At 66.8% G+C, this 26,323-nt stretch carries 27 protein-coding genes, 3 tRNA genes and 1 pseudogene; 21 read left to right on the top strand and 10 right to left on the bottom strand.

All coding sequences use genetic code 11. From position 1 onward, the window contains the following. The 7 genes from ASG79_RS08040 to ASG79_RS08010 all read left to right on the top strand — a co-directional run bounded on the left by ASG79_RS08040 (position 1) and on the right by ASG79_RS08010 (position 5,597). Positions 1-1,137 carry an FAD:protein FMN transferase gene (locus ASG79_RS08040; protein ID WP_056389998.1) on the top strand — a complete coding sequence of 379 codons (1,137 nt, stop codon included), beginning with the start codon at positions 1-3 and terminating at the stop codon, positions 1,135-1,137. Further along, positions 1,130-1,687 (top strand): ferric reductase-like transmembrane domain-containing protein, encoded by a 558-nt coding sequence (locus ASG79_RS08035; RefSeq protein WP_223994590.1) that lies wholly within the window; start codon positions 1,130-1,132, stop codon positions 1,685-1,687. The genes ASG79_RS08040 and ASG79_RS08035 overlap by 8 nt, the downstream gene beginning before the upstream one ends. After that, entirely contained in the window at positions 1,684-3,006 is a 1,323-nt protein-coding gene (locus ASG79_RS08030; protein ID WP_056389996.1) for an NADH-ubiquinone oxidoreductase-F iron-sulfur binding region domain-containing protein, read from the top strand. Before ASG79_RS08035 ends, ASG79_RS08030 begins: the two co-directional genes overlap by 4 nt. Continuing rightward, the gene (locus ASG79_RS08025; RefSeq protein WP_018771640.1) at positions 3,003-3,263 is read left to right on the top strand and encodes a ferredoxin; all 261 of its coding nucleotides are present in this window, start codon (positions 3,003-3,005) and stop codon (positions 3,261-3,263) included. The genes ASG79_RS08030 and ASG79_RS08025 overlap by 4 nt, the downstream gene beginning before the upstream one ends. Positions 3,264-3,291: 28 nt before the next feature. Then, positions 3,292-5,238 carry a DNA primase gene (dnaG, locus tag ASG79_RS08020; RefSeq protein WP_056389994.1) on the top strand — a complete coding sequence of 649 codons (1,947 nt, stop codon included), beginning with the start codon at positions 3,292-3,294 and terminating at the stop codon, positions 5,236-5,238. Between the two features lie 89 nt (positions 5,239-5,327). Next, positions 5,328-5,400 (top strand) — tRNA-Asn (locus ASG79_RS08015). A 124-nt stretch (positions 5,401-5,524) separates the two neighbouring features. Further along, a tRNA-Asn gene (locus tag ASG79_RS08010) sits at positions 5,525-5,597 on the top strand. A 72-nt stretch (positions 5,598-5,669) separates the two neighbouring features. Here ASG79_RS08010 and ASG79_RS08005 read toward each other — a convergent pair. The 3 genes from ASG79_RS08005 to ASG79_RS07995 all read right to left on the bottom strand — a co-directional run bounded on the left by ASG79_RS08005 (position 5,670) and on the right by ASG79_RS07995 (position 7,693). Beyond that, positions 5,670-6,077: a hypothetical protein gene (locus ASG79_RS08005; RefSeq protein ID WP_018771642.1), complete on the bottom strand. Its 408-nt coding sequence runs from the start codon at positions 6,075-6,077 to the stop codon at positions 5,670-5,672. Positions 6,078-6,142: 65 nt separating this feature from the next. Then, entirely contained in the window at positions 6,143-6,367 is a 225-nt protein-coding gene (locus ASG79_RS08000; protein WP_056389991.1) for a hypothetical protein, read from the bottom strand. Positions 6,368-6,469: 102 nt separating this feature from the next. Then, positions 6,470-7,693: a multidrug effflux MFS transporter gene (locus tag ASG79_RS07995; protein ID WP_056389990.1), complete on the bottom strand. Its 1,224-nt coding sequence runs from the start codon at positions 7,691-7,693 to the stop codon at positions 6,470-6,472. Positions 7,694-7,874: 181 nt separating this feature from the next. Between ASG79_RS07995 and ASG79_RS07990 the strand changes: the two genes are divergently transcribed. The 6 genes from ASG79_RS07990 to ASG79_RS07965 all read left to right on the top strand — a co-directional run bounded on the left by ASG79_RS07990 (position 7,875) and on the right by ASG79_RS07965 (position 13,116). Then, positions 7,875-8,726 carry a phage holin family protein gene (locus tag ASG79_RS07990; protein WP_056389987.1) on the top strand — a complete coding sequence of 284 codons (852 nt, stop codon included), beginning with the start codon at positions 7,875-7,877 and terminating at the stop codon, positions 8,724-8,726. A 66-nt stretch (positions 8,727-8,792) separates the two neighbouring features. Continuing rightward, positions 8,793-9,416: a CDP-alcohol phosphatidyltransferase family protein gene (locus ASG79_RS07985; RefSeq protein WP_056389985.1), complete on the top strand. Its 624-nt coding sequence runs from the start codon at positions 8,793-8,795 to the stop codon at positions 9,414-9,416. Beyond that, positions 9,416-10,324, top strand: coding sequence for a DMT family transporter (locus tag ASG79_RS07980; protein WP_018771647.1), 909 nt, complete (start codon positions 9,416-9,418; stop codon positions 10,322-10,324). Before ASG79_RS07985 ends, ASG79_RS07980 begins: the two co-directional genes overlap by 1 nt. A gap of 112 nt (positions 10,325-10,436) precedes the next feature. Continuing rightward, positions 10,437-11,633: a glycosyltransferase gene (locus ASG79_RS07975; RefSeq protein ID WP_018771648.1), complete on the top strand. Its 1,197-nt coding sequence runs from the start codon at positions 10,437-10,439 to the stop codon at positions 11,631-11,633. 74 nt (positions 11,634-11,707) lie between these two features. Further along, positions 11,708-11,781, top strand: a tRNA-Ile gene (locus ASG79_RS07970). Positions 11,782-11,925: 144 nt separating this feature from the next. Further along, a complete protein-coding gene (locus ASG79_RS07965) occupies positions 11,926-13,116 on the top strand; it encodes an acyl-CoA dehydrogenase family protein (protein ID WP_056389982.1) in 1,191 nt (396 codons plus the stop codon). Between the two features lie 119 nt (positions 13,117-13,235). On the opposite strand, the gene ASG79_RS07960 is transcribed toward ASG79_RS07965, so the two are convergent. Then, positions 13,236-13,847, bottom strand: a complete 612-nt coding sequence (locus tag ASG79_RS07960; RefSeq protein ID WP_018771650.1) for a M23 family metallopeptidase — start codon at positions 13,845-13,847, stop codon at positions 13,236-13,238. A gap of 458 nt (positions 13,848-14,305) precedes the next feature. Here ASG79_RS07960 and rpsB point away from each other — a divergent pair, with 458 nt between their 5' ends. The 6 genes from rpsB to ASG79_RS07930 all read left to right on the top strand — a co-directional run bounded on the left by rpsB (position 14,306) and on the right by ASG79_RS07930 (position 19,311). Then, positions 14,306-15,163 carry a 30S ribosomal protein S2 gene (gene rpsB / locus ASG79_RS07955; RefSeq protein ID WP_056389980.1) on the top strand — a complete coding sequence of 286 codons (858 nt, stop codon included), beginning with the start codon at positions 14,306-14,308 and terminating at the stop codon, positions 15,161-15,163. A 128-nt stretch (positions 15,164-15,291) separates the two neighbouring features. Continuing rightward, the gene (gene tsf, locus ASG79_RS07950) at positions 15,292-16,128 is read left to right on the top strand and encodes a translation elongation factor Ts (RefSeq protein WP_018771652.1); all 837 of its coding nucleotides are present in this window, start codon (positions 15,292-15,294) and stop codon (positions 16,126-16,128) included. Positions 16,129-16,262: 134 nt separating this feature from the next. After that, the gene (gene pyrH, locus ASG79_RS07945; RefSeq protein WP_018771653.1) at positions 16,263-17,000 is read left to right on the top strand and encodes a UMP kinase; all 738 of its coding nucleotides are present in this window, start codon (positions 16,263-16,265) and stop codon (positions 16,998-17,000) included. Between the two features lie 129 nt (positions 17,001-17,129). Next, complete coding sequence (frr, locus tag ASG79_RS07940; RefSeq protein ID WP_056389976.1) at positions 17,130-17,687, top strand: ribosome recycling factor; 558 nt, start codon at positions 17,130-17,132, stop codon at positions 17,685-17,687. Further along, complete coding sequence (locus ASG79_RS07935) at positions 17,687-18,607, top strand: phosphatidate cytidylyltransferase (RefSeq protein ID WP_018771655.1); 921 nt, start codon at positions 17,687-17,689, stop codon at positions 18,605-18,607. The genes frr and ASG79_RS07935 overlap by 1 nt, the downstream gene beginning before the upstream one ends. A 119-nt stretch (positions 18,608-18,726) precedes the next feature. Beyond that, positions 18,727-19,311 carry a DivIVA domain-containing protein gene (locus ASG79_RS07930; RefSeq protein WP_056389973.1) on the top strand — a complete coding sequence of 195 codons (585 nt, stop codon included), beginning with the start codon at positions 18,727-18,729 and terminating at the stop codon, positions 19,309-19,311. Positions 19,312-19,331: 20 nt separating this feature from the next. On the opposite strand, the gene ASG79_RS07925 is transcribed toward ASG79_RS07930, so the two are convergent. From ASG79_RS07925 to ASG79_RS07905, 5 genes are read right to left on the bottom strand one after another with little or no spacing between them, the layout of a single operon-like run. After that, the gene (locus ASG79_RS07925) at positions 19,332-20,024 is read right to left on the bottom strand and encodes a hypothetical protein (protein WP_056389971.1); all 693 of its coding nucleotides are present in this window, start codon (positions 20,022-20,024) and stop codon (positions 19,332-19,334) included. Between the two features lie 4 nt (positions 20,025-20,028). Next, on the bottom strand, positions 20,029-21,492 hold the full coding sequence (locus ASG79_RS07920; protein WP_414730910.1) for a cation acetate symporter: 1,464 nt from the start codon (positions 21,490-21,492) through the stop codon (positions 20,029-20,031). Positions 21,493-21,544: 52 nt separating this feature from the next. Beyond that, entirely contained in the window at positions 21,545-21,916 is a 372-nt protein-coding gene (locus tag ASG79_RS07915) for a membrane protein (protein ID WP_018771659.1), read from the bottom strand. After that, a complete protein-coding gene (locus tag ASG79_RS07910) occupies positions 21,913-22,629 on the bottom strand; it encodes a LytR/AlgR family response regulator transcription factor (protein WP_018771660.1) in 717 nt (238 codons plus the stop codon). Before ASG79_RS07910 ends, ASG79_RS07915 begins: the two co-directional genes overlap by 4 nt. 33 nt (positions 22,630-22,662) lie before the next feature. Further along, complete coding sequence (locus tag ASG79_RS07905; protein ID WP_056390028.1) at positions 22,663-23,844, bottom strand: sensor histidine kinase; 1,182 nt, start codon at positions 23,842-23,844, stop codon at positions 22,663-22,665. 232 nt (positions 23,845-24,076) lie between these two features. On the opposite strand from ASG79_RS07905, the gene ASG79_RS07900 reads away from it, so the two are divergent. Together ASG79_RS07900 and ASG79_RS07895 are read left to right on the top strand one after the other, a co-directional pair. After that, complete coding sequence (locus ASG79_RS07900; protein WP_056389964.1) at positions 24,077-24,457, top strand: DUF485 domain-containing protein; 381 nt, start codon at positions 24,077-24,079, stop codon at positions 24,455-24,457. Beyond that, positions 24,454-26,070 carry a cation acetate symporter gene (locus tag ASG79_RS07895; RefSeq protein WP_018771663.1) on the top strand — a complete coding sequence of 539 codons (1,617 nt, stop codon included), beginning with the start codon at positions 24,454-24,456 and terminating at the stop codon, positions 26,068-26,070. Before ASG79_RS07900 ends, ASG79_RS07895 begins: the two co-directional genes overlap by 4 nt. Before the next feature lie 120 nt (positions 26,071-26,190). Here ASG79_RS07895 and ASG79_RS23040 read toward each other — a convergent pair. Then, positions 26,191-26,289 (bottom strand): annotated as a pseudogene (locus ASG79_RS23040) (IS3 family transposase); the annotation flags it as partial. Positions 26,290-26,323 lie beyond the last annotated feature (34 nt).

Below are 26,323 nucleotides of genomic sequence, written 5' to 3'. Positions count from 1 at the left end.
GTGGACAGCGTAGATGTTTCCGGTACCGGGGTTGCTGGTTCCACCACCACCGGCGGCGCAGCAGCCTCCGTCGACACCATAACTCCGGAAGCCACTGCAACTCCGGAAAGCACAGCGCAATCCAGCTGGACAGTCTGGCAGTTGGACGCATCCGTGACCGTTACCGATCCCGGCAAGCTTGCCGCGGCGGAAGCCATTGTCCGCGGCGTGGTGGCCGCCGTCGACCTCGCCTGCAGCCGTTTCCGCGGCGATTCTGAACTGGTGCGGCTCCAGCCGCGAATGGCGTCGGGCGTCAGCGTAAGCCCACTGTTCCGGCTGCTCCTGGAACGCGCCCTGGACGTGGCGGAGATGACCGGCGGCGATGTGGATCCCACGCTCGGGGCAGACCTGGCAGCCCTGGGCCACGGCCCGGGGATGCAGGGCCGGCCCGGGCTGCACAGCGTGCCGGTGCCGGCGCTGCCCGCGCCGTCGCCGCACGTCCCGTTGCCGCCCGACCCTGCTCCCAGGCTCCCGGGATGGTCCCGGGTAACACTCGATTCGGCCAAGCTGACCGTACCGGCTGACCTGCGCCTCGACCTGGGCGCGTCAGCCAAGGCTGTCGCCGCGGATCTTGCCGCCGCCGAGGTGCACCGGAAGCTGGGCTGCGGGGTCCTCGTGGGCCTGGGCGGCGACCTTGCGTCCGCAGGGCCGGGACCCACGGTGGAAGGGAAGCCGGGCCAGTGGCAGATCCTGGTTCAGGACCTTCCCGCAGACCCAGCCCAACAAATCTCTTTGGCGCCGGGATATGCCCTGGCTACGTCCAGTACCCAAAAGCGCCGCTGGACGCACGAAGGGACGACCGTCCACCACATCCTTGACCCCCGCTTTGGCCTCCCGGCCGAAACAGTTTGGCGTTCGGTGACCGTGGCGGCCCTTACCTGCCTGCAAGCCAACGCGTTCAGTACTGCTGCCATAGTCCGCGGCTTCGCGGCCCTGGAATGGTTCCGGGCCGAAGGGATCCCGGCCCGGCTCGTGGACAGCAGAGGCAGGGTGACAACCACCGGTGGCTGGCCGGCCGGTGGCTGCCACCCTGCCGCAAACGCTGCAGGCACCAGCGCTGGAAGCTTCACGGCCGGTGGGGGTGTCCGCCATGGATGAAGCGATGTGGGCCTTTGGCCGCGTCAGTGGGTTTGTGTCCCTTGCCCTGTTCACCGGATCCGTACTGCTGGGGATCCTGAACCGGTCCGGCCGGCCGTTCATGGTGCTGCCCCGGTTTTCCATCAGCCTCCTGCACCGGAACATCTCCCTGCTCGCCACGGTCTTCCTGGGGCTGCACGTGGGCTCCCTGCTTCTTGACTCCTACGCAAAATTGAACCCGGTGGACATCGTGGTGCCGTTCCTTGGTTCTTTCCAGCCGTTCTGGCAGGGGCTGGGGACGGTGGCCCTGGACCTTGTCCTGGCTGTGGTGGTGACGGGGCTGCTGCGCCACCGGATCGGGCTGCGCAGCTTCAAGGCCGTCCACTGGCTCAGCTACGGCGTGTGGCCGGTGGCAATGGCGCACGCCCTCGGCAACGGCACCGACGCCTCAAGCGGCTGGTTCCTCCTGCTGGCTGTGGCGTCCGCGGTGGCTGTTGCCGCGGCCCTGCTGTGGCGGCTGAGCCCGTCCTTCCTCGAGACCTCGCATGCCAGGCAAGGAAACCTCCCGTGAGCCGTGACATCCACCCCCAGGTGGCCCCCGGGATCCAGCCGCAGGTGTCCCGGAAGGGCCACGATGACCCCCACAACAGCGGTCACCGGCCGGCATCCCGGGACAGCAGCCACCAGGAGCCGCGCCTCCTGGCCGCAGGCCCCGACGCAGGGTGGGCCCAGCACCTGGACACCTTCGGGCCCTGGGAGCCGCAGCCTGCCGCGGGCGGCCTGCTGGAGGCGCTGGCGGTGGCCGGACTGACTGGCCGGGGTGGAGCCGCCTTCGAAACCTGGCGCAAGGCCACGGCGGCCGTCGGCCCGGGCAGGAAGGGTTTGTTTTCCGCCAAACCTGTGGTGATCGCCAACGGCGCCGAAGGCGAACCGCTCAGCTTCAAGGACCGGACGCTCCTGGCCCATGCGCCCCATCTCGTCATTGACGGACTGTTGGTCCTGGCCGCTGCCCTGGGCGGCGCCGGCATGTACGTCTACGCGCCGGCGGCCAGTCTGCCCCGCATGCGGCAGGCGCTCAAAGAGCGCCCGGGGGCCGCGAAGATCCGCCTGGTGGAGTCACCCGAAACGTTCATCTCCGGGGAGTCAAGCGCGGTGGTCAACATGATTGCCAACGGTGCCGCCGTGCCCACGGACCAGCGCGGGCGCCTCAGCGAGTCGGGACTCAACGGCCGCCCCACCCTGGTGGCCAATGTCGAAACCCTGGCCCAGGTTGCCCTGATCGCACGCTACGGGGCGCAGTGGTTCCGCCAGGCCGGCACCGCAACGGATCCCGGCACCCGGCTGGTGTCCGTGTCCGGCCCCGCCCCGGTCCGGGATGTGGTGCTGGAGGTGCCCGGCGGCGTGCAACTTTCTGCGGTCCTGAAGGAAGCGGGGATGGATCCTGCCTCCTTGTCCGCCGTCCTGGTGGGCGGCTACCACGGCCGGTGGGTACGTCCCGGGGCACACGCCATCTCGCCCGCGGGACCGCCGGACCGGACCGCCCGGCCGGGTGCAGGAGTGATCCATGCCCTGGACCTCCAGGACTGCGGCATCCAGGCGACGGCCCGGATTGTCAGCTACCTGGCCAACCAGTCCGCCCGGCAATGCGGGCCATGCATGTTCGGCCTGCCGGCCATGGCATCCGTCCTGAACAGGATTGGCGGAGGGGAACGCAATCCCCGCTTGGCCTCCGAGCTGGACCGCCTGGGGCGGCTGGTTTCCGGCCGCGGCGCATGCCGGCATCCGGAGGGAACCACCGGACTGGTCAGCAGCGCCCTTGAGGTGTTTGCCCCGGACTTCCGGGCCCACCTTTCCGGATACTGCACGGGTCCGGGAGGCGCAGCGGCATGACGACGTACCTGCACATCGACTGGACCAGCTGTGACGGCCGGGGCCTGTGCACCGAACTTCTTCCCGGCGTGCTGGACCGGGACGACTGGGGGTATCCCGTGGCCCGCGGCAAGGCGGGCCGCGAACGCACGGACGTGCCCCTGCGGGAAGCCGACCGGGAAGCCGCCCAGGAGGCCGTCTTCCTCTGCCCCAAACTGGCACTGAGCCTGCACGGGAGGACGCCGCAGCAACCGGACCAGAAGGTGCCTGGCCGGTAGGGGCCAGGCCTGACACTAAGATTGCTGTGTGGCTGGGCTGATCAAACGTGAAGATATCGACGAAGTACGCCAGCGCACGGACATCAAGGAAGTGGTGGACGGCTACGTCACGCTCAAGGGTGCCGGGCTGGGAACCTTCAAGGGTCTGTGCCCCTTCCACGACGAGCGCTCGCCGTCCTTCACCGTCCGTCCCCAGGTAGGCCGCTACCACTGCTTCGGCTGCGGCGAGGACGGTGACGTCATTGCCTTCGTGCAAAAGCAGGACCACAGTTCCTTCCAGGAAGCCGTGGAAAAGCTTGCCGCCCGGATCGGCTACGAACTCCGCTACGAGGACGGCGGGACCGGGCCCAACCGCGAGGAGGTGGGCCGCCGCCAGCGGCTCCTGGACGCGCACAAGATCGCGGACGAGTTCTTCCGCGCCCAGCTGCTCACCCCCGGCGCCGCCGAGGCCAGGAATTTCCTGTTTGGCCGGGGCTTTGACAGGGCAGCGGCGGAACACTTTGGCTGCGGGTACGCCCCGCAAGGGTGGGATGCCCTCCTGAAGCATCTCCGCGGCCGCGGTTTCACCGATGCCGAGCTCAAGCTCACCGGGATGTTCAGCGAGGGCAACCGGGGAATTTACGACCGTTTCCGTGGCCGCCTCATCTGGCCCATCAAGGACATGGCCGGCGACACCATCGGCTTCGGCGCGCGCAAGCTCTACGAGGACGATCAGGGCCCCAAGTACCTGAACACCCCGGAAACCACCCTCTACAAGAAGTCACAGGTCCTGTACGGCATCGACCTCGCCAAGCGCAGCATCGCCAAGGACCGCCAGCTGGTGGTGGTGGAGGGCTACACCGACGTGATGGCCTGCCACCTGGCGGGAATTACGACGGCGGTGGCCACGTGTGGCACCGCGTTCGGCACCGAGCACATCAAGATAGCCCGCCGGCTGTTGTCAGACGACGGCACCGGGGGAGAGGTGGTGTTCACCTTCGACGGCGACGCCGCCGGCCAGAAGGCGGCCCTCCGGGCCTTCGAGGAGGACCAGCGGTTCACCGCGCAGACCTACGTGGCCGTGGAACCCACGGGTGCCGACCCCTGCGACCTCCGGCTCAGCCGGGGCGATGAAGCCGTGCACGCCCTGATCCAGTCCCGGCGGCCGCTGTTCGAGTTCGCCATCCGCACCACGCTGAAGCAGTTCAACCTGGACACCGTCGAGGGCCGCGTGCAGGGCCTGAAGGCATCCGTGCCCGTGGTGGCGGCCATCCGCGACGCCTCCACCCGCACCGGCTACTGCCAGGCGCTGACCGGCTGGCTGGGCATGCCGGACCCCAACGAGGTCCTGCGCCTGGTCAATGCGGCCGTAAAGCGCGGAGACACGGGGCGCCCCGCCGCACCCGGCCAACAGCAGGGGGGAGGGGCTGCCCACCCGGCCACTGCCAACTCCGCCACCGCCCAGGCCGGCGGGCCCGGCGTGGCTGCCGGGCCGTCGTCGGGCGCTGTGCCCTCCTACCACCGCCCCGACCCGCGGGACCCCGTGGCGTCCATGGAACGGCAGGCGCTGGAAGTGGCGCTGCAGCAGCCGTCGCTGCTGGCCGGTGGGGTTTGGGAGCGGTTCGCCGCCGCCAGGTTTGCCACCCCCGCCTTCCAGGCCGTCCATGACGCCATGCGCGCCACCGGCCCCGGGCTTGTGGGCGATCCCGTGCGCTGGGTGGAGCACGTCATGCACGAGGTTCCCGAGCCCCTCCGCCCCCTCGTCTCGGAGCTTGCCGTGGTGCCGCTGCCTGCCCACACGGAGGAAGCCGTGCTGAAGTACTGCCGCGACATCCTGTCCCGGCTTTTCGAACTCCAGATCACCCGCGTCAAGGCGGACAAGATGGGCCAGCTGCAGCGCCTGGACGCCGCAACGGATCCGGAAACCTACCAGCGGCTCAACCGTGAACTGATGATGCTGGAGATGGAACGCAGGGCACTGCGCGCGGAGACGTAGGCGGGAGCCTGGAGCGGGCGTGGCAGAGGTCACCGGCCGCCCGATTTCGTTTCCGCCGCAGGTGTTTGCTAGGCTAATACCCGCTTCATTCCTCCTTAGCTCAATTGGCAGAGCATTCGACTGTTAATCGAAGGGTTGCTGGTTCAAGTCCAGCAGGAGGAGCTTCCAATCCCCGTTCCGGCCTCCGGAACGGGGATTTTTTGTCTCCCATATGGGGCGTGTGGGCCCGTGAAACCGCCGATTTCCCTTGGGCCGGAATCCTTTGCTAATGTCATACCTGCTTCATTCCTCCTTAGCTCAATTGGCAGAGCATTCGACTGTTAATCGAAGGGTTGCTGGTTCAAGTCCAGCAGGAGGAGCGCTACGAAAAATCCCCGTTCCTCCACCCGGAGGAACGGGGATTTTTTCTTTCCGCGGGGCGGGAAGCCGGGCTAGACGAAGTCCATTTCCACTTGCAGGAATCTTTCGGCCTCGGCAATTGCTGCCTCGAAGGCCTCCTTCTCGGTAGGTGACTTCCGGGGCTCGCGGGGGTTCCATTCGTGCGGAGCGGAGTGGATCCTGACAAAACCGGCGTCCGGCGGGGCGTAGAAGATGCCGAACCGCTGCACGGGCCATTCCGGCGAGGTCTCCGGCGCCACCAGCAGGGCTGCATTGAAGGCGGGGTTGAACCATTGGGCGATGGGCCGGCGCCGGTCTTCGGTGAACAGCCCGGCCGCGTACAGTGCCGCCGACTGCTGGCCCGCCTGCGCGCACAGCCGCTCCCACCACAGTGGCAGGATTCGGGCGTCGCACCGTTGCCATGTGGCCGGAAGTGGCGGTTGGTTCTGCCAGCTGGACACGGGATTATTTTATCCCTGCAGGCAGCCGCAGGGGCAGGGAAGGCCGCCCCGGTGCGGCATGTCGGTCAGCGGCGGTTCCTGCGCCCGCGCTTCCCTGGTCCGTCCTTCCCCGGTCCACCCTTCCCCGGTCCAGGGTTCACGCGGTAGAGGAGAGCGGCGCCTGCCAGCATCCCCAGGACGATGCCGATGGCAGGGTTGCCAAGGGCGCGGCCGGCGAAATAGCCCACGACGGCGCCAAGCACCGCCCCGAGGAAAAGTCCCCTGCCGTTGCGGTGCGGTTTGCTGCTCATGGGCTGCCTTTCACAGGACGGCTGGAACGTGGAGTGGATTGACGGGGCTCAGTGGATCGAAGGGGCTCAGTGGATTGAAGGTACTCAGTGGATTGAAGGTACTCAGTGGATGGAAGGTACGGTGCGCGGCCGGACCACCAGCCAAAGGGCGGCGATGGCCAGCAGGATGCAGGAGGCCTGCACCGCACCCATCGGCGCGGCGCTGGTGATGCCCAGCCAGCCCACCACGGGCGAAATCAGTCCTGCCATGAGGAACGTGGCCGCACCCAGCAGCGATGCCGCAGTCCCGGCCTGGGCCGCATGGCCCGCCAGCGCCAGCACCTGCACGCAGGGGAACATGAAGCCCGTGCCCAGGATGTAGAACCACAGCGGGACCATCACGCCCCACAGCCCAAGGCCCGCCCGGTCGAACACCACGATCAGCAGGCCCATCAGGAACATCCAGGCGGTGGCCCCGGCCAGGATCCATTGCGGCGGGACGATCCTGATCAGCCGGGCACTGGTCTGCACGCCGGCCACGATGCCCAGGGAATTGATGCCGAACAGCAGCCCGTACTGCTGGGCAGAGAATCCGAACACTTCCTGGAACAGGAAGGGGGAGGCGGAGAGGTAGGTGAAGAGGCCGCCGAAGTTGAAGCCGGCCACCATCAGCAGCCCCACGAAGATCCGGTCGCTGAAGAGTGCCTTGTAGCGCTGCCGGGCCGTCATGCCGCTCTGGCCCCGCTTCTCCGGCGGAAGGGTTTCGCGCACCAGGAGGAGGGCGGCCACGATCACCAACGTCCCGTATACCGCCAGGAACACAAAGATGCCGGGCCACGGCATCACCAGGAGCAGCTGTGAGCCGATGACGGGGGCCAGGATGGGTGCCAGCCCGTTGACCAGAGACATCCGGGAGAACATCCGCACCATGGCATAGCCGGAGAACAGGTCACGCACCATGGCCATGGCCACCACGCCGCCCCCGGCCGCGCCGACCCCCATGAGCACACGGAAGACTCCCAAGGTGGCGATGTCCGTGGACAGGGCAGCACCCAGGGAGGCCGCAATGTGCACTGCCGTGGCCAGGATCAGCGGGGTCCGCCGGCCGAACCTGTCACTGAAGGGACCCACCACCAGCTGTCCAAACGCAAAACCGACCGTTGTCCCGGCCAGGGTGAGCTGGACCTGCGCCTCGTTCACCCCCAAGCTTGCCTCCAGCGCGGGAAAGGCCGGCAGGTACAGGTCGATGGTGAACGGGCCGAGGGCCGTGAGGGCGCCCAGGAGGAGGATGTACAGGAGCTTGCGGCGGCGGCTCAGCAAGTCGCCCGGATTGGGGGGATTGGTCACGGAGAACAATCCTAGGCCCGGCCACGGCAGTTTTTGCAGCGTTGTAGGCCGCGCCGCCCGGCAAGCCCCCAAGTTCGCCCTGAACCTGAATGGTAGTTTGGGTGGCGTGGACTGTGCGGCTGCACATTTCCGCAGTAGACGGAAGCAGTATGTGACCCATGAGACCAGTAAGGCGGAACCGATGAGCGGACGTCACAGCGGGCGTACCAGCCCCGGATTGCGTATCACTGCGCTGCCCGGGACGGCAAGACTCCTATTCCGGTTGGCGCCCCGCCAGCTCAATGACGAGATCGCATTCGCCAAGATCGAACTCAAGCGCAAGGGAATCCAGGTCGGCGTGGCTGCGGCCTTCTTCGCCGTGGCGCTCCTGTTCCTTGCCTTCCTGGTGGTGGGCCTGATTGTCGCAGCCATCATGGGACTGGCCACCATCATGCCCGCCTGGTTGGCAGCCCTCCTGGTGTCCGCCGCTTTCCTGCTGGTGGCCCTCATTGGCGGACTGGTTGGCCTCGCGAGGTTCAAGAAGGCCATGCCGCTGATGCCGGAGGAAACCATCCGCGGCATCAGGCACGATATCGGCGTGGCCCGCGAAGGGTCCGCCTTCAACCCGGCTGTGCTGGATCCTGAAAGCCCGGAGGGCAAGGCTGCGAAGGCCGCCAAGGCTGAAGCAGCTGCCAAGGCCAAGGCCGAGAAGGCGGCAAAGGCCGCCGAGCACGACAAGGAATTCCCGCACGCATCCGAGCCCGAGCTTGTCCGCCGGCTCAGCCAGCGGCGCCACCACATCACCGAGGTCCGTGACGAACTCGGCGTGGAGCTGGACCTCAAGACGCAGGCCCGCTACGTGCTGGCCGCCGCCCAGGTCAAAGCCCGCGAGAGCCAGGTGCTGGCGCAGCGCGGTGTGGAGGCCGCGGGGCAGAGGTTCGCGGCGTTGTCCGGATCCGCGGACCTGTCCACGCGGTGGAAGCCCCTGGCAGCTTTCGTGGCAGCCGGAACCCTCCTGGTGGTCCTCCTCCGAAAGCTGCTCCGCTCCAACTAGGCCGTTTCCGCTCAACAACTCATGACCGAAAGACCGCCACGCGGCGCAGGAAGGAGAGGGGGACGGGTGAAGTTCATTGGTGCAGGTGCCCGCCCCGGCCGTCCGCAGGTGGACCACGACCTCGTACTCACCATCCCCAACCTGCTCACCGTGGTGCGGTTCATGGGCGTTCCGCTCTTCATGTGGCTCGTCCTGGCCCAAAAGGAATATGGAGCCGGCGTGGTCGTCCTGGCAATTATGGCCGGAACGGACTGGATCGACGGCTACATTGCCCGCCGCTTCGACCAGGCCTCCAAGCTCGGCAGGGTCCTTGACCCGATCGCCGACCGGCTGGCGCTGCTCACCGTAGCGTTCACCCTGGTGATTGCAGGCGTCGTGCATTGGCTGTACCTGGCCGCGCTGGTAGTCCCCGACGCCGTCCTGCTGGTCCTGACGCTCTCCCTTTTCCGCGGGCACCCGGATCTTCCTGTCAGCGTGGTGGGCAAGGTTCGGACCGGGCTGCTGCTCCTGGGAACGCCGCTGCTGGTCCTCTCCCGCCTGGACACCGGCTTCGCCGGCCAACTCTTCATCGCCGCCTGGGTGGTGCTGGGCCTTGGCCTGGTTGGCCACTGGGTGGCCGCCTACAACTACTTCTGGGCCATCCTGCGAAAGGGCAGGGAACTGAAACAGCACGACGGCGGGAACGGCTGATGGTGTGGGTTGCCGTCGGCCTGGCGGTGCTGGGCGCCTTCTGCCTGGCCTTGGGCGCCCAGCGCCAGGGCAGCGCTGTCAAAGCCGACACCGGCGGCCTCGCCCTGAGTTCCAACGGGTTCCTGCGCCTCCTGCGCAACCCCCGGTGGATGTTCGGGCTCCTGCTGCTCTGCACCGGAATGGCCATGAACGCGGTGGCCCTGGTCTCCGCGCCGCTCACCGTGGTCCAGCCCATCGGCGCCATCGCCCTGGTGATCACCACCGTGGTCAACGCCCGGGACCAGGACCTGACCATCAACCGTGCCACCACCGTGTCCATCGCCGCATGCGTCACCGGCTCGGCGCTCTTTGTCCTCCTGGCGGTCAATGTCACCCAGGAGAGCCACCACGTCAGCCTGGCGGACGAACTCACCATCGTGCTGCTGCTCGCCCTGGCGGTGGGCCTGTTCGGCACGCTGGCCGTGATGTTCAAGCACCGCATGAACGCGTTCGTCTACATCCTCGGCGCCGGTATCCTGTTCGGCTTCGTCGCGGTCCTGACCAGGATCATCGGCAAGCACCTCCTGGACCCCAACGGCCTGTTCCTGCTGAACGTGCAGTGGTACTCGGTGGTGGCCATCGTCGCGGCCGGCGGCCTGGGGTCCTGGTTCGTCCAGAGCGCTTACTCCACCGGTCCGCCGGACCTGGTGATAGCCGGCCTCACGGTTGTCGACCCCATGGTGGGCATCGCGATCGGCATCATCATCCTGGGTGAGCTGCGTCCCGACGTCCATGCCGTCATGGCGATTGCGATGGGAACGGCCGCCTGCCTTGCTATCGTTGGGGTTATCGCCCTTTCCCGGCACCACCCGGAGGTCACCAAGCGCAAGAAGGACGCTCGGAAGGCCGCCGGCAGGCCGTCCCACTAGCCCATTCCAGCAATTCCAAGCAATCCCACGAGGCCGCGGGCCAACTGCGCCGCCGGCCAACCGTGCTGTCAGTTCCACGCTGCCCGCACCGTGACCATCAGGAGTACTCCATATGACCACGCCAGCCGACCAGCGCCCCCTGACCATCCTGATCGCGGCGGACACCTATCCGCCGGACGTGAACGGCGCGGCACAGTTTGGATACCGGCTGGCCAAGGGCATGACTGCACGGGGACACGACGTCCATGTCCTGGCGTCCCGCGACAGCAAGGGAAAGAGCTTCACCGAGTTCCGCGAGGAAGCAACCGTGCACCGGCTGCGCTCGCACAGGGCTTTCACCCACGAGACCTTCCGCCTCTGCTTCCCCTGGGAAATCAAGAAGGACATCAGCCTGCTCTTCGACCGGGTCAAGCCGGACGTGGTGCACATCCAGAGCCACTACATGATCGGCGAGCACGTGCTCTATGAGGCCGTGAAACGCGGCGTCAGGATCATCGCCACCAACCACTTCATGCCCGAAAACCTCAACCCCTTCCTGCCCTTCCCGCAGTGGTTCAAGGACATCATCGGGCGCGTCTCCTGGAAGGACATGGGCAAGGTCATGGGACAGGCAGACGTGGTGACCACCCCCACGCCCCTGGCCGCCCGGGCCATGCACGACCACGCCTTCCTGCGGAAAGTCCTCCCGCTGTCCAACGGCATCGACTCCGCGGCCTACGAACTCAAGCCGGGCGAACACATCGAGCCCCATGCCAACCCCACCGTCCTGTTTGCCGGACGCCTGGCGGAGGAAAAGCATGTGGACGTGCTCATCGAGGCCATCGGCAAGACCCCGCCGGAGCTGAACGTCCATCTGGAGATTGTGGGCGGCGGCGAAGTGCGCTCCGCCCTGGAGGACCTGGTGCGGCGTCTGGGGCTGGGAAACCGGGTGAAGTTCCTGGGCCTTGCCAGCGACGAGGACCTGCGTAAGGCCTACATCCGGGCGGACCTGTTCTGCATGCCCGGAACGGCGGAACTGCAGTCGCTGGTGACCCTGGAAGCGATGTCCGCCTCCACCCCGGTGGTCCTTGCGAACGCCATGGCGCTGCCGCACCTGGTGCGTGACGGCGAGAACGGGTATCTGTTCACGCCCAACGACAGTGACGACCTCGCCAAGAAGATCACCCAGGTCCTGGAGCTGCCCAAGGAAGAACAGCGCGCCATGGGCCGTGCCAGCCGCCACATGGTGGAGCCGCACAGTATCCAGACGACGCTGCAGACCTTCGAGGACCTCTACCGCGGCGCCACCTACGAGGACAAAGTGGTCTGAACCCTTTCCCGGGTTTGCTAGAGTGTTTCTGCCCTGCCGGAGCGTGGCGTTTGACCACGTGTCTGCGGGGGTTTGGGGCTATAGCTCAGCTGGTTAGAGCGCGGGACTCATAATCCTAAGGTCCTCGGTTCAAGTCCGAGTAGCCCTACCGCCAATCGACAACCGCGGCCGACGATCTTCGTTGGCCGCGGTTTTCTTGGTTAACCCCGCATCCTGCGGTATGTTACTGACCAGTAACATACCGTGCTCCGCTCCGCGGCATGGTCAGCGCTGATCACCAAAGAAGGTACCCATGGCCACCTCCGCAGCCGATCCCCACGAACTTCCCTGCGCCGACGGGGATTTCTTTGCCTTCGAACAGCTTCTCTCCGGCAAGGAACAGGACCGCCTCGCAGAGGTCCGCGACTTCCTGGCACGTGAGGTCAGGCCCATCGCGGTGGACTGCTGGAACCGCGGTGAGTTCCCCGCGGACCTGGTGCCTAAGCTTGCCGGCCTGGACCTGGTCAGCCCCGTCCGCCGGCAGGGGTACTCCAACCTCTTCGCCGGCATGCTGCACGCCGAGGTCACCCGTGCCGACGCCTCCATCGCCACATTCCTGGGCGTGCACGACGGGCTGTTCACCGGTTCCATCGAGTTGCTGGCGTCCCAGGAGCAGAAGGACGCGTGGCTTCCCGACATCTACTCGCTGAAGAAGATCGGTGCCTTCGGCCTGACCGAGCCGCTGGGCGGCAGCGATGTTGCTGGCGGAACGCGCACCACGGCGCGGAAAGACGGAGGCAACTGGATCCTCAACGGGGCAAAACGGTGGATCGGCAACGCCACCTTTTCCGACTGGGTGGTGGTGTACGCCCGGGACGTGGCGGACAACCAGGTCAAGGGCTTCATGGTGGACACCACGCTTGACGGGTTCAGCGCGACGAAGATCGAGAACAAGATCTCCCTGCGCACCGTCCAAAACGCCGACATTGTCCTGGCGGACGTGGTGGTCCCGGAACGCTTCAAACTGGCCAACGCCAACAGTTTCCGGGACGTCAACAAAGTACTCAAGGCCACCCGCCTGTCCGTCGCCTGGCAGGCCGTTGGTCTCCAGCTGGCCGCGTTCGACGTTGCCCGCCGGTATGCCGTGGACCGCCACCAGTTCGGCCGCCCCCTGGCTTCCTTCCAGCTCATCCAGGACCAGCTGGTCCGGATCCTGGGCAACACCGTCAGTTCGACGGGGATGATGGTCCGGTTGTCACAGCTGGAGGACGAGGGCGCGGCGAGGGACGAACAGTCGGCGCTGGCCAAGGCTTTCGCCACGGCGCGCATGCGGGACAGCGTGGCGCTGGGCCGCAGCATCCTTGGCGGCAACGGAATCGTGACCGACTTCGAGATGGCCAAGATCTTCGCCGACGCCGAGGCCATCTACTCCTACGAGGGCACAGCCGAGATCAACACGCTGGTCACCGGGCGGGCCATCACGGGCATCTCGGCCATCGTCTAGCCGGCATGCCCAAGGTGCCACCCCACCGCCTGGCCGCCACCGACCCGCCGCTCCCGACCGGCCCGCCGCTCCCGACCGGCCCTCAGGCACTGTCCGGCTGGCACCGACCGGACTGCAGGTCACGGCGGGCCTGGCAGCGGAAGCAGGATGGACGGGCGAAGGTCCAGAACGAACTGCAGCGGATTGACGTAGTCCTCTCCGTCCCGGACTCCCCAGTGCAGGCACTGCGCCGCCGGGCAGTGTCCCGGCAGCACGGCCCCCACCACCTGGCCCGCAGTTACGGTGGCCCCCACTGCCAGGGTGCTCTCCACGGGTTCGAAACTGCTCCGCAGTCCACCGCCATGGTCGATGGTGATCACGGGCCGGTCCACCACGACCCCCACGAAGCCCACCGTTCCCGCCGCGGGGGACGTGACGGGAGCCCCGGCCACGGCGAAACCCAGGTCAACGCCCCGGTGGCCGCTGAGCCAGGGCTTTGGCGGGGGATTGAAACCGCGCAGCACAGGCGGGCGCGGTGCCAGCGGCCACTGCCAGGAAGGTGCTGCACCCGCCGCGGCAGCCGCCGTCGTTCTGTCCCTGTGGATGGTTGCCGCGCGGGTGGATGCCTGGAGTGTGGATGCCTGGAGTGTGGCTGCCTGGAGTGTGCCAGCGCCGGACGGCAGGGCCGGGCCGGGCGAGGCCACGGACGCAGGCAACAGCAGGAGTGCGGCCAGGAGCACCGGTGGTTTCATGGGACCAGCCTGCCCGGCCGCGCGTGGTACCGGCAGGGCATTTTCCGCCTATGTGGACAACCACCTGGCGGCGTGCGCCGGCAGCGCCGGGTGTCCGGTGGAAGGGGACGCCTGTAGTACACTTGATGGAGCAGTTTGCTGCGCCCTCAACGCTTCCCGTCCCAGTGGTTTACCCCCGCGGTACATGCCCCTGTCCGGATTGCGTCGGCACATCTCATTCAGAAGTGTGGGGGAGCGGCGGCTGACTACGCGCATCCAGCCCTCCGGCTGCCGACGCCCCGGTGTCGTGCACGGAGGACTGCGCTTCCTGCGGTCAGGCTTTGGTCCTGATGGGAAGGGCGGTGGATGCCAGGAGCACGGCCCGCCCGGGCCACGCTAATCAACCGTCAACTATTGGCAGGGTAAGAAGCCTCCGGGTTTTCTCATGAATGACCTGCCGGAAAATAAGGAGCGTCGGAATGCCCGTCGTAACCATGCGCCAGCTGCTTGACAGCGGCGTCCACTTTGGACACCAGACCCGCCGTTGGAACCCGAAGATGAAGCGCTTCATCTTCACCGAGCGCAACGGCATCTACATCATCGACCTTCAGCAGTCGCTGTCCTACATCGACCGTGCCTACGAGTTCGTCAAGGCCACTGTTGCCCACGGCGGCACCGTGCTCTTCGTCGGCACCAAGAAGCAGGCCCAGGAAGCAATTGCCGAGCAGGCCACCCGCGTGGGCCAGCCCTACGTCAACCAGCGTTGGCTCGGCGGTATGCTGACCAACTTCCAGACCGTCGCCAAGCGCATCCAGCGCATGAAGGAACTCGAAGAGATCGACTTCGACGACGTCGCCGGCTCCGCGTACACCAAGAAGGAGCTGCTGCTCCTCAAGCGCGAGCTCACCAAGCTGGAGTCCAACCTGGGCGGTATCCGCAACCTGACCAAGGCTCCGTCCCTGCTCTGGGTCGTGGACACCAAGAAGGAACACCTTGCCGTTGACGAGGCCAAGAAGCTGAACATCCCGGTTGTGGCCATCCTGGACACCAACTGCGATCCGGACGAAGTCGACTTCCCGATCCCGGGCAACGACGACGCCATCCGCTCCGTGAACCTCCTGACCCGCGTTGTCGCCGACGCCGTTGCCGAGGGCCTGATCGCCCGCAACAACCGCGGCACGGGCGCCACCGAAGCTCCGGAAGAGCCGCTGGCTGAGTGGGAGCGCGAGCTCCTCGAAGGCAGCAAGGCCGAGGAAGCTGCTGCAGCCCCCGCTGCTCCGGCTGAAGAAACCGAAGCTCCGGCCGCCGCCGAGGCTCCCGCCGAAGACGCCAAGTAACACAACTTAAATCCGGATTTTCCGCGCTGTCCGCAGCCGGAACTGCTGACAGGATGGCAGCCCACCTTGTGGGCCGCCGTCCTGTCGGTCCGTACACCACCACACATTTTCTAGACAGAGGGGTTCACATGGCGAACTACACTGCCGCGGACATCAAGGCCCTGCGCGAGCGCACCGGCGCCGGCATGATGGACGTCAAGAAGGCTCTTGACGAAGCCAACGGTGACGCCGAGAAGGCCATCGAGATCATCCGCATCAAGGGCCTCAAGGGCGCTACCAAGCGCGAAGGCCGCTCCACCGCTGAAGGCCTCGTGGCCGCCAAGGTCAGCAATGGCGTCGGCGTCATGATCGAGGTCAACTGCGAGACCGACTTCGTTGCCAAGGCTGACAAGTTCATCCAGCTGGCCGACAAGGTCCTGGCCGTCGCCGTCGAGTCCGGCGCCGCCGACCTCGAAACCCTGCTCGCCACCGAGGTCGACGGCAAGCCGCTGTCCGAGGTCGTCATCGAAGAGGGCGCAGTCCTGGGCGAGAAGGTTGTTGTCCGCCGCATCTCCCGCATCGAGGGTGCAACGGTTGACGCTTACCTGCACAAGACCTCCAAGGACCTCCCGGCCCAGGTTGGCGTCCTGTTCGCTGTCGACGGTGAGGGCGAAGCCGCCGCCACCGCCGCCCACGACGTCGCCGTGCACATCGCGGCCATGGCTCCGAACTACCTCACCCGTGAGGACGTTCCTGCCGAACTCGTTGAGTCCGAGCGCCGCATTGCCGAGGAGACCGCCAAGGCCGAAGGCAAGCCCGAAGCTGCCCTCACCAAAATTGTGGAAGGCCGCGTGACGGGCTTCTACAAGGGCGAGGTCCTGGTTGACCAGGCATTCGCGAAGGACGCAAAGAAGTCCGTGGCACAGATCCTCGAAGAGGCCGGTGTCAAGGGAACCGCGTTCACGCGTTTCCGCGTCGGCTCCTAGTCGATTCCGCAAGGGGGTGGCCACTTCGGTGGCCGCCCCTTTTGCATGCGTGCAGTCCACATGGAGCGCGGCCGGTTCCGACCACAGGATCCGGCAGGATACCCTTTTTTCAAAGTCATCAACGGGAAGGCATCATGGAAGCCGTCAACACTGTCATCCATTCCGAGAAGAACAAGCGGCGGGTCCTCCTGAAGCTTTCCGGCGAGGTCTTCGGCGGCGGGAAACTCGGTGTCGACCCCGAGACCGTCCGCGACGTCGCCAAGCAGATTGCGGCGGCCGTCCCGCAGGTGGAAGTGGCCATCGTGGTGGGCGGCGGTAACTTCTTCCGCGGCGCCGAACTGTCCCAGAGCGGCATGGACCGATCCCGCGCCGACTACATGGGCATGCTGGGCACGGTCATGAATTGCCTTGCACTGCAGGATTTCCTGGAGCAGGCGGGCGTGGAAACCCGCGTCCAGAGTGCCATCACCATGGGCCAGGTGGCCGAGGCCTACATTCCGCGCCGTGCCATCCGCCACATGGAAAAGGGCCGCGTGGTCATCTTCGGCGCCGGCGCCGGCCTGCCCTACTTCTCCACCGACACCGTGGCAGCCCAGCGGGCCCTGGAGGTGCATGCCGACGTGGTCCTCATGGCCAAGAGCGGGGTGGACGCCGTGTACACCGCAGACCCCAAGAAGGACCCCACCGCGGAACGCCTGGAGACCCTGAGCTACGACGATGCGCTGCGCCGCGACATCCGCGTCATGGACCAGACGGCCATGACCATGTGCAAGGACAACAACCTCTCCATGGTGGTCTTCGGCATGGAGGGTGAAGGCAACGTCACCCGCGCCATCCTCGGCGAAAAGCTGGGCACGCTGGTCACTGCCTAGCTCCGGCTAGGATGATTCCAGGACAGTTCCGTCCCCGCCCCTCCCGGCGGGGACGGAAACGGCAACAAAGAACCACGTGAGTGCAGGGAACCGGCGCCCCGGACTGCACCAGAACCGTCAGGAGAGACCGTGATCGAAGATACCTTGCTTGAGGCCGAAGAGAAGATGGACAAGGCGGTTGAGGTAGCCAAGGAAGACTTCGCCTCCATCCGTACCGGTCGCGCCAATCCCGGCCTCTACAACAAGGTCCTGGTGGACTACTACGGCTCGCCCACCCCCCTGCAGCAGCTGGCCTCCTTCGCCATCCCGGACGCCCGGACCATCCTGATCACCCCGTTCGACAAGTCCGCCATGCGCGACATCGAACGCGCACTGAGCGATTCCGAGGTCGGCGCCAACCCGTCCAACGACGGCAACGTCATCCGGATCACCATCCCGGAGCTGACCAAGGAACGCCGCAAGGAATACGTCAAGATCGTCAAGACCAAGGGCGAAGACGCCAAGATCTCCATCCGCAACATCCGCCGCAAGGCAAAGGAGACCCTTGACCGCCTGGTGAAGGACGGCGAGGCCGGCGAAGACGAAGGCACCCGCGCCGAAAAGGAACTGGACAGCCTCACCAAGGCACACGTGGACGGCATCGACGACCTGCTCAAGCGCAAGGAAGCAGAGCTGCTCGAAGTCTGATGGGCCAGGCAGATCAGGCCCCCGCACCCAGGGCGCGCACACGGGGGAAGCAGCCCAGGAGCAACCCGACGCCAAAGGCCGGGCGGAACCTGCCCGCCGCCGTCGTGGTGGGCCTGGCGATGCTGCTGGCCGTCCTGGGCGGCCTGCTGTTCATCCCGCTGGCTTTCGTAGCCATCGTCGCGGCCTTCGCCGTTTTTGGCGTGTGGGAGATCTACCGGGCGTTGGAGCACAACGGGACCAGGATGCCCATCGTGCCGGTCATGACCGGCACGGTGGCCTTGCCTTTCGCCGCCTACTTCGGCGGCATCGAGAGCCAACTGTTTGCCCTGCTCCTCAGCGCCGTGGCAGTCCTGCTGTGGCGGTCGATCGAAAGCGCCGCCGGATCGGCCAACAGCATTTTCGCCGGTGTCTTCACGCTGGGCTGGGTACCGTTCTTCATCAGCTTCGCGGCACTGCCGCTGCATGCCGCCGGTACCACGCCGCTGGGGCTTTGGCCCGGCGGCGCCGCCCCCATCGGTGCGTGGGAGATTGCCGTCATGCTGCTGCTGGTGGTCTCCAACGACACGTTCGGCTACCTCGTGGGCGCGTCCATCGGCAAGCACCCCATGGCGCCGAAGATCAGCCCCAAGAAATCCTGGGAGGGATTCGCAGGGTCCGCGGCGGGCGCCATGCTGATCGGCGTGCTGGCGGCCATCTTCGTGCTGGACAAGCCCTGGTGGGTAGGGGTGGTGCTGGCGGTGGGAACCGTTGCCGCGGCCACCGCCGGTGACCTTGGCGAATCCATGGTCAAGCGTGAACTGGGCGTCAAGGACATGAGCAGCATCCTGCCCGGACACGGGGGAGTCATGGACAGGCTGGACTCCATCGTCTTCGCCTCGCCCGTGGCCTTCATCCTGTACGGGCTCGTGGCCGGCGCATAACCCATCAGTCCCGGCACAACCGGGCGTCCGACATAAAAAGGGCCCGGGCGGCTGAAGCAACCCCGGCATCCTAGACTGGTGCGGAAGCACTACGGCTGAAGAGCATTGAAGGAATCGAAGTGGCATTGGACATTAATCGGCAGATCCCTGCGTCCTTTGAGCGCGTGCAGCGCAGTGAGTACGGGTACAACGCCAAGCAGGTGGACGAGTTCCTGCAGCGGGCGCGGGTCTCGCTGGAAACACCCCATGCCGCCACCGACCCCGTCACCAGCGCCGATGTCAGGGCCGTGTCCTTCGACCCCGTCAAGGGCGGCTACTCCGCGGCCGTCGTGGACGCCGCACTGGACCGGCTGGAGGACGCCTTCGCCCGCCGGGAACGGGATGAGCTCATCGCGGCCCAGGGCGAGGAAGCCTGGCTGCGCGAGATCGGAAGCCTCTCCGGCATCCTCCGGGGACGGCTGCACCGGCCGGACGGTGACCGCTTCCGCAGGCCCACCAAGAAGAAGGCCCGCAGTTACAACACGGCCGACGTCGACCGGCTGTGCCACGAACTTGTCGCCTACCTCGAACAGGACAAGCCGTTGAGCGTGGACAGCGTGCGCCGCGCAGTCTTCCGCCCGGCGGTTGGCCAGGATGGCTACGAGGAATCCCAGGTGGATGCCTTCCTGGACCGCGTCGTCGAACTGATGGCTGCCATCGACTGACGGGCCACGCCACGCAGCCGCTATTCCCGGTCCCGCGGCGGAGTGGGGGAGAGCGGCGCAAAACGACGCCATACATCGCGATAGCCCCTGTACCCCTTCACGGCGGCCACGCCGAGGAACCCTGCACCGCATGCGGCGCCCGCCACAATGGCTGCCGTCATACCCGCTCCGGCCAGAGTCACCAGCAGGCCCGAAAGGATGGCAATCAAGGCGGCGTTCGTCGTCGCCATGAAGATCATGCTGCTGCCCGCCACATGGCTGAAGCTGCCCCTGCCCCCAAAGAAGTAGTACGTCTGCCGGGAGCCTGCCTCGTCGTCGTGGTGCGCAGCCATCAGGTATGGTGCCACTCCCGGATCAAGGTCCACGTAGGCAGCCCGCAACCTGTTCATGGCCGTGACGTACATGAGGTCCTCGTGCGCCACGTTCATGACCCGGAGCTGGGTCAGGAGCCCGATCGCCACGTCGATGAAGAGAATAACCACGGCCAGCAGGACAAAGGCATCCGAAAACCCCGTGGCCTGCCCCACCAGCGCCACGCTGACCAGGCTTGCCGACGTAAAGGTGAGGAACATGCTGATGCGGGTCAGTACCTCGCCTTGGGCCGTGCTGCGGGATGCCAGCAGGCCCCAGTGTTCCGTGGCGAGCAGCTGCGCACGCACGGAGGCCGGAACTGCACCATGCTGGTCGGACGTACCGCCGTCCTGGGTGGACATGGCGTTATTGTCCTCCCGGCCCCCGTTCGGTGGCCAGCGGCCGCTCCGGGGTATGGAGGCGGGTCATGATCCGCGGCATCGTGGCGGGAACCCGGTGGGAGGTGGCCCGGGACACGATGACCATGACGGCGAAGGCGGCAGGCACGCTCCACGCCGCAGGCTGCGCGAGCCACGCGGGTGTCTGCACCGAACCGGTCACGGAGCCCGCAATCATTGCCCCGCCGCACAGCACCCCGCCGGTCAGCATGCCGGCGATGGCCCCGGCGTCGGTCAGGCCGCGCCACCAGATGCCCAGCAGCAGGACCGGGCACACGGTGGAGGCGGTGAAGGCGAAGACCAGGCCCACGCTGCCAGCCAGTGCCAGGGATCCCGTCATGAAGGCAAAGCCAAGGGGGACGACGGCGGACACGACGGCGGCGAGGCGGAAACCGCGGACGCTGCCGCCCAGGACGTCCTGGCTGATGACGCCGGCAAGCGACACCACCAGGCCCGACGTGGTGGACAGGAACGCGGCGAAGGCGCCCGCCACCACCAGGGCAGAGAGCAGGTCCCCGGGCATCCCGCCGACGAGTTCACCCGGCAGTCGCAGGACCATGGCGTCCGGCTGTCCGGAACGGGCCAGGCCGGGTGCGTACATGCGGGCCACCAGGCCGTAGGCCGTGGGGAAGAGGTAGAACACGGACAGCAGGCCCAGGACGATCAGGGTGGTGCGCCGCGCCGAGTGCCCGTCCGGATTGGTGTAGAAACGCACCAGCACGTGCGGCAGCCCCAGGGTGCCGAACAGCAGGGCCACCAGCAGGGACACGTTCTGGTACAGCCCGGCGGGTGCCAGGTCCGTGGGGTTGACCGCCGGCGCGGACTGCGGCTGGGCCCCGTGGCCCGCCAGCACGAAGATGATGAACAGGATGGGCACGGCCAGGGCTGTCAGCTTGAGCCAGTACTGGAACGCCTGGACAAAGGTTATGGACCGCATTCCGCCCGCCACCACCGTCAGGCAAACCACCACCACGACGGCCACGGAACCCACCCAGGACGGCAGGCCCGTGGCGATGTGGATGGTCAGGGCCGCTCCGTGGAGCTGCGGGACGATATACAGCCACCCCACCACAACCACCACCAGGCTGGTAACCCTCCGCACCGTCCTGGAAGAGAGCCGTGATTCGGTAAAGTCCGGGATGGTGTAGGCGCCCGAACGCCGCAGCGGCGCGGCGACGAAGAGCAGCAGCATCAGGTAGCCGGCGGTGTATCCCACCGGGAACCAAAGCGCGTCGGTCCCGGACTGCAGGATGAGCCCGGCCACGCCCAGGAAGCTGGCGGCGGACAGGTACTCGCCGCCGATCGCCGACGCGTTCCACCACGGCCGCACGGTGCGCGAGGCAACGTAGAAGTCCCCCGTGGTGCGTGAGATCCGCAGCCCGTAGAAACCAATAATGGCCGTGGCAAGGGACACCACCGCCACGGCTGCCATGGCGACGCCGGCATTCACCCGTACCTCACCGGGTTGTGGTGCGAACGCGTGTTCATGGTTCGCCGGCCAGGTCCCGGTAGCGGGCCTCGTTGCGCGCCGCAGTCCTGACGTACAGCCAGGCGCTCAACCCGATCACCGGGTAGATCCCAACCCCCAGCAGGAGCCAGCCGAACGGGAGGCCGCCGATCCGGGTTTCGGCCAGGCCGGGAACCACCACAAGGATCAACGGGAAAGCGGCAAGGATCAGCAGGAAGCCGCCCGCCACCACCAGGGCCAGCCGCAGCTGGGACCTGATGAGGGAGCGGACGAACACCTGACCCACCTCGGAATCCTGTGCGGCTTCACGCGATTCGAGCGAACGCCGCCCGCCCTGCGCCGGGGACCTGGGGAAAGCGTGCGGTGCGGTGACCCGGACGCGGCTCATGCGTGCGGCCTGATCCTGGTGGCCTCCAGCCTTTCCCGCACGGTGGGCAGGTGCCGCCTGCTGATGGGGAGGCCCGCGCCCGCCACCGTGACGCGCGGCCCGTCGGCCGCCAGCTTCATTGAGGACACATGCTTCAGTGCCACCAGGTAGGAGCGGTGGGTGCGGATGAAGCCGGCGTCCGCCCATTGCTGTTCAAGGTCGGCCAGCGGCACCCGGATGAGGTAGCTGGCATCGGCGGTGTGCAGCCGCGCGTAGTCCCCCTGCGCCTGGACGTAGGTGACGTCGTCGCGGCGGATCATCCTGGTGGTCCCGCCCTGGTCAACCGTGATCATCTCCGGTGCCGCGCCGCCGTCGCGCAGTTCACTGATCCGCCCCACGGAGCGGGCCAGGCGCTCGGCACGCACCGGCTTGAGCAGGTAGTCCACGGCGGCGAGTTCGAACGCCGCCAAGGCGTGCTCCTCGTCGGCGGTGACAAACACAACGGCCGGGGGATTGCTGCTCCGGGCGATGGCGCCGGCGATGTCCAGGCCGGACACGGCGGGCATATGGATGTCCAGGAAGACGGCGTCGATGCTCCCGGCGGACAGGGCCGTGAGTGCTTCAGCGCCGGACGTCGCCCGCAGCACCTTGCCGATGCGTTCGTCCCTGCCCAGCAGGAACGCCAGTTCCTCAACGGCGGGCAGCTCATCATCAACGACGAGGACGTTAATCATTCTCCTAGGGTACTTCCAGCTGCAGCGGCCGCCTCACGCGTCGTGCCCGGGCTGGGACTTTGGCACCCGCATGGTGATCAGCGTTCCCTCACCGGGCGCGGTTTCCACCACCAGTCCATGGTCGTTGCCGTACACCTGCCGGAGGCGGGCATCGACGTTCCGCAGCCCCACGTGGTCCCCGTCCGCATGCCCCGCCAGCACCGACCGGAGCTGCTCCGGGTCCATTCCCACGCCATCGTCCTCAATGGTGACTTCCGCGAATGCGCCGGCGTCCTCGGCGGTGATGCTGATATGACCGGGTCCCGCCTTGGCCTCGAGCCCGTGCCGGACGGCGTTCTCGACCAGTGGTTGGAGGCTGAGGAAGGGGATGACGGTGCTGAGCACTTCGGGGGCGATGCGCAGGCTGACCTGCACGCGCTCACCAAACCGGGCCCGTTCCAGCAGCAGGTAGCGGTCGATGCAGCGAAGCTCCTCTGCGAGGGTGGTGAAGTCGCCGTGCCGGCGGAAGGAGTAGCGGGTGAAGTCCGCGAACTCCACCACCAGCTCCCTGGCCCGTTCAGGGTCCGTATTGATGAACGATGCGATGGCGTTCAGTGAGTTGTAGATGAAGTGCGGGCTGATCTGGGCACGCAGCGCCCGCACTTCCGCCTCCATCAGCAGGGTGCGGGACGCGTCCAGTTCCGCGAGCTCCACCTGCACCGCCACCCAGTCGGCCACTTCCCCCGTCGCCCTGACCAGGCCCGCCCCGGCGGAAGGAGCGAAGGCGGCCACGGCGCCGACTATACGGGTGCCGGCCCGCACCGGGGCGACGACGCCGGCAAGGCGGCCGCCGGTTCCGTCCACGCCTGCGGAGAGGACTGCGGTCCGGCCCGACGAAAGGACCCCTGCGGCGAGTTCCATCAGGTGCGGCCGGATGTCCTCGGCGCCGCCGTCCCAGGCCAGCACGCCGGACGTGTCCGTGATAGCCAGGGCGTCGCAGCCCAGGAGGGTGCGCAGCTGGCGGCTGGCTTTGGCAGCGCCGGCCGGGTTCAGGCCGCGGCGCAGGTGCTGCCCGGCCTGGGATGCCGCGTGGAGCGTGTGGTAGGTGGCGCGCTCGGCGTCAGTGCCAAGGTCCCTGAAGGAGCGGAGCACCTTCAGGCCCACGCCGACGACGACGGCAATGGCCATGGCGATCACCGCAACGGCCGCAGCAGTGAGGAGGGGGGAGTCCGGCATGGTGCCCAGCGTAGCGGCGGGTGCCGTTTGCCGCAGCATCGCAACCGTTGAGCGACCGTGGGCGGCGAAGTTCTGGAACGGGCCGGCCGGCAGCGGCAGAGTGATTGGTGTCACATCTGCGGTGTTCCTGTGCAGTGCCTCTGCGCAGTGTCCCTGTCCGAAGCCCCAGTCCGGGGCCTTCGTCCCAGGGCCTGCCGCCCGGTGTGTACCGGCATCTCAATGAGGAGGAATCATGGGTAATGATGCCCATACTCCGGACGCAGCGGCGTCCGTGGACTTCGAGCAGGTCCAGTCGACGGGGCAGTTCCAGGAATTGCGCAGGCGTCACCGCAGCTTTGTCTTCCCCATGGCAGTGGCCTTCCTGCTGTGGTACTTCGCCTATGTCCTGCTCGCCGACTACGCGGTGGGGTTCATGTCCACCAAGGTCTGGGGCAACATCAACGTGGGCCTGATCCTGGGCCTGCTCCAGTTCATCTCGACCTTTGCCATCACCGGCTGGTACGTCCACTACTCGAACCGGAAACTGGACCCCATCGCCTCGGAAATCAGGCATGAGATCGAGGGCCACGAATTCGATAAGAATGGAAACCGAGTGGGCGGAGCCAACAAATGATCGCAATCCCAGCCGCGGTGGACGTTGCCGCCCTCAAGGAAACCACCCTTTTGAACATGGGCATCTTCGGCCTGTTCGTGGCCGTGACCATGGTGATCGTGTTCCGCGCCAGCCGCAACAACAAAACTGCCGCCGACTACTACGCTGCCGGGCGTTCGTTCACGGGCTCGCAGAACGGCACCGCCATCGCCGGCGACTACCTGTCGGCAGCATCCTTCCTGGGCATCACCGGTGCCATCGCCATCAACGGCTATGACGGCTTCATGTACTCCATCGGCTTCCTGGTGGCCTGGCTGGTGGCGCTGCTGCTGGTGGCCGAACTGCTGCGCAACACCGGCAAGTTCACCATGGCCGATGTGCTCTCCTTCCGGCTGAAGCAGCGCCCGGTGCGGATCGCGGCCGCCATCTCCACCCTGGCCGTCTGCTTCTTCTACCTGCTGGCCCAGATGGCCGGTGCGGGAAGCCTGATTTCGCTCCTGCTGGGCATCAGCGACTGGGGCGGCCAGGCCCTGGTGATCGTCGTCGTCGGCGCCCTCATGATCATGTACGTCCTGATCGGCGGCATGAAGGGCACCACCTGGGTCCAGATCATCAAAGCCATGCTGCTGATCGCAGGCGCCGCAGTCATGACCCTGTGGGTCCTGGCCATCTACGGCTTCAACCTTTCCGCCCTGCTGGGCGGCGCTGTGGAGACGGCCAACAACCCGGCCGTGCTCAACCCGGGCCTGCAGTACGGCAAGACCGAGACCTCCAAGCTGGACTTCATGTCCCTGGGCCTGGCGCTGGTCCTGGGCACGGCAGCCCTGCCGCACGTCCTGATGCGCTTCTACACGGTGCCCACGGCCAAGGAAGCGCGCAAGTCCGTGGTCTGGTCCATCTGGCTGATCGGCCTGTTCTACCTGTTCACCCTGGTGCTGGGCTACGGTGCTGCGGCCCTGGTGGGTCCGGACACCATCAAGGGCGCCCCGGGCGGCGTCAACGCTGCCGCCCCGCTGCTGGCCTTCCACCTGGGCGGGCCGCTGCTGCTCGGCTTCATCTCCGCTGTCGCCTTCGCCACCATCCTGGCGGTGGTGGCAGGCCTGACCATCACGGCTGCCGCATCCTTCGCGCATGACATCTACGCCAACGTCATCGCCAAGGGCAAGGCCGACGCGGCGACTGAAGTCCGGGTGGCCCGGCGCACCGTGGTGGTAATCGGCATCCTGGCCATCCTGGGCGGTATCTTCGCCAACGGCCAGAACGTTGCCTTCCTGGTGGCGCTGGCCTTCGCCGTCGCCGCTTCAGCCAACCTGCCCACCATCATCTACTCGCTGTTCTGGCGGAAGTTCACCACCCAGGGTGCCGTGTGGAGCATGTACGGCGGCCTGGCCGCGGCGATCCTGCTCATCGTGTTCTCCCCGGTGGTTTCCGGTGCGAAGACCTCAATGATCCCCGGGGCCAACTTCGCCCTCTTCCCGCTCAGCAACCCGGGCATTGTGTCCATTCCGCTGGCCTTCTTCCTGGGCTGGCTGGGCACCACCCTGGACAAGAGGACGGAAGACCCCGCGAAGCAGGCGGAAATGGAAGTCCGCTCGCTCACGGGCATCGGAGCCGAAAAGGCCGTGGACCACTGACAGCCGGACCACTGACTGGCTGGCCACTGGTGGATATGCCGGCAGCGTCGGCATGACAGCGAAGAGCCTCCAGCCGCATACTGAACTGCTCCCCGGAAGTTGGACTGACTAAATAAGAGCCTAAGCCGCGAGGGTCTGGGTCCGGTATTGCACCGGGCTCAGGCCCTTGAGCTTTGTCGAGATTCTTTCGGTGTTGTACCAGCGGATGTATTCGTGCAGCGAAGGATGTCGGTCTGCCCGCTGGTACTAACCG

The organism is Arthrobacter sp. Soil761 (assembly GCF_001428325.1).
GTDB lineage: Bacteria > Actinomycetota > Actinomycetes > Actinomycetales > Micrococcaceae > Arthrobacter.
Note: the sequence above shows the minus strand (reverse complement) of the source record. Positions and strands in the feature narration are given on the sequence as shown.

Bases quoted from the DNA above. Each gene is read 5' to 3' on its own strand.
- ASG79_RS08035 (WP_223994590.1), top strand. From the start codon at position 1,130: ATGGATGAAGCGATGTGGGCCTTTGGCCGCGTCAGTGGGTTTGTGTCC.
- ASG79_RS08025 (WP_018771640.1), top strand. From the start codon at position 3,003: ATGACGACGTACCTGCACATCGACTGGACCAGCTGTGACGGCCGGGGC.
- ASG79_RS08000 (WP_056389991.1), bottom strand. From the start codon at position 6,367: ATGAGCAGCAAACCGCACCGCAACGGCAGGGGACTTTTCCTCGGGGCG.
- ASG79_RS07990 (WP_056389987.1), top strand. From the start codon at position 7,875: ATGAGCGGACGTCACAGCGGGCGTACCAGCCCCGGATTGCGTATCACT.
- ASG79_RS07980 (WP_018771647.1), top strand. From the start codon at position 9,416: ATGGTGTGGGTTGCCGTCGGCCTGGCGGTGCTGGGCGCCTTCTGCCTG.
- ASG79_RS07975 (WP_018771648.1), top strand. From the start codon at position 10,437: ATGACCACGCCAGCCGACCAGCGCCCCCTGACCATCCTGATCGCGGCG.
- ASG79_RS07965 (WP_056389982.1), top strand. From the start codon at position 11,926: ATGGCCACCTCCGCAGCCGATCCCCACGAACTTCCCTGCGCCGACGGG.
- ASG79_RS07960 (WP_018771650.1), bottom strand. From the start codon at position 13,847: ATGAAACCACCGGTGCTCCTGGCCGCACTCCTGCTGTTGCCTGCGTCC.
- rpsB (WP_056389980.1), top strand. From the start codon at position 14,306: ATGCCCGTCGTAACCATGCGCCAGCTGCTTGACAGCGGCGTCCACTTT.
- tsf (WP_018771652.1), top strand. From the start codon at position 15,292: ATGGCGAACTACACTGCCGCGGACATCAAGGCCCTGCGCGAGCGCACC.
- pyrH (WP_018771653.1), top strand. From the start codon at position 16,263: ATGGAAGCCGTCAACACTGTCATCCATTCCGAGAAGAACAAGCGGCGG.
- ASG79_RS07935 (WP_018771655.1), top strand. From the start codon at position 17,687: ATGGGCCAGGCAGATCAGGCCCCCGCACCCAGGGCGCGCACACGGGGG.
- ASG79_RS07925 (WP_056389971.1), bottom strand. From the start codon at position 20,024: ATGTCCACCCAGGACGGCGGTACGTCCGACCAGCATGGTGCAGTTCCG.
- ASG79_RS07920 (WP_414730910.1), bottom strand. From the start codon at position 21,492: ATGGCAGCCGTGGCGGTGGTGTCCCTTGCCACGGCCATTATTGGTTTC.
- ASG79_RS07915 (WP_018771659.1), bottom strand. From the start codon at position 21,916: ATGAGCCGCGTCCGGGTCACCGCACCGCACGCTTTCCCCAGGTCCCCG.
- ASG79_RS07910 (WP_018771660.1), bottom strand. From the start codon at position 22,629: ATGATTAACGTCCTCGTCGTTGATGATGAGCTGCCCGCCGTTGAGGAA.
- ASG79_RS07905 (WP_056390028.1), bottom strand. From the start codon at position 23,844: ATGCCGGACTCCCCCCTCCTCACTGCTGCGGCCGTTGCGGTGATCGCC.
- ASG79_RS07900 (WP_056389964.1), top strand. From the start codon at position 24,077: ATGGGTAATGATGCCCATACTCCGGACGCAGCGGCGTCCGTGGACTTC.
- ASG79_RS07895 (WP_018771663.1), top strand. From the start codon at position 24,454: ATGATCGCAATCCCAGCCGCGGTGGACGTTGCCGCCCTCAAGGAAACC.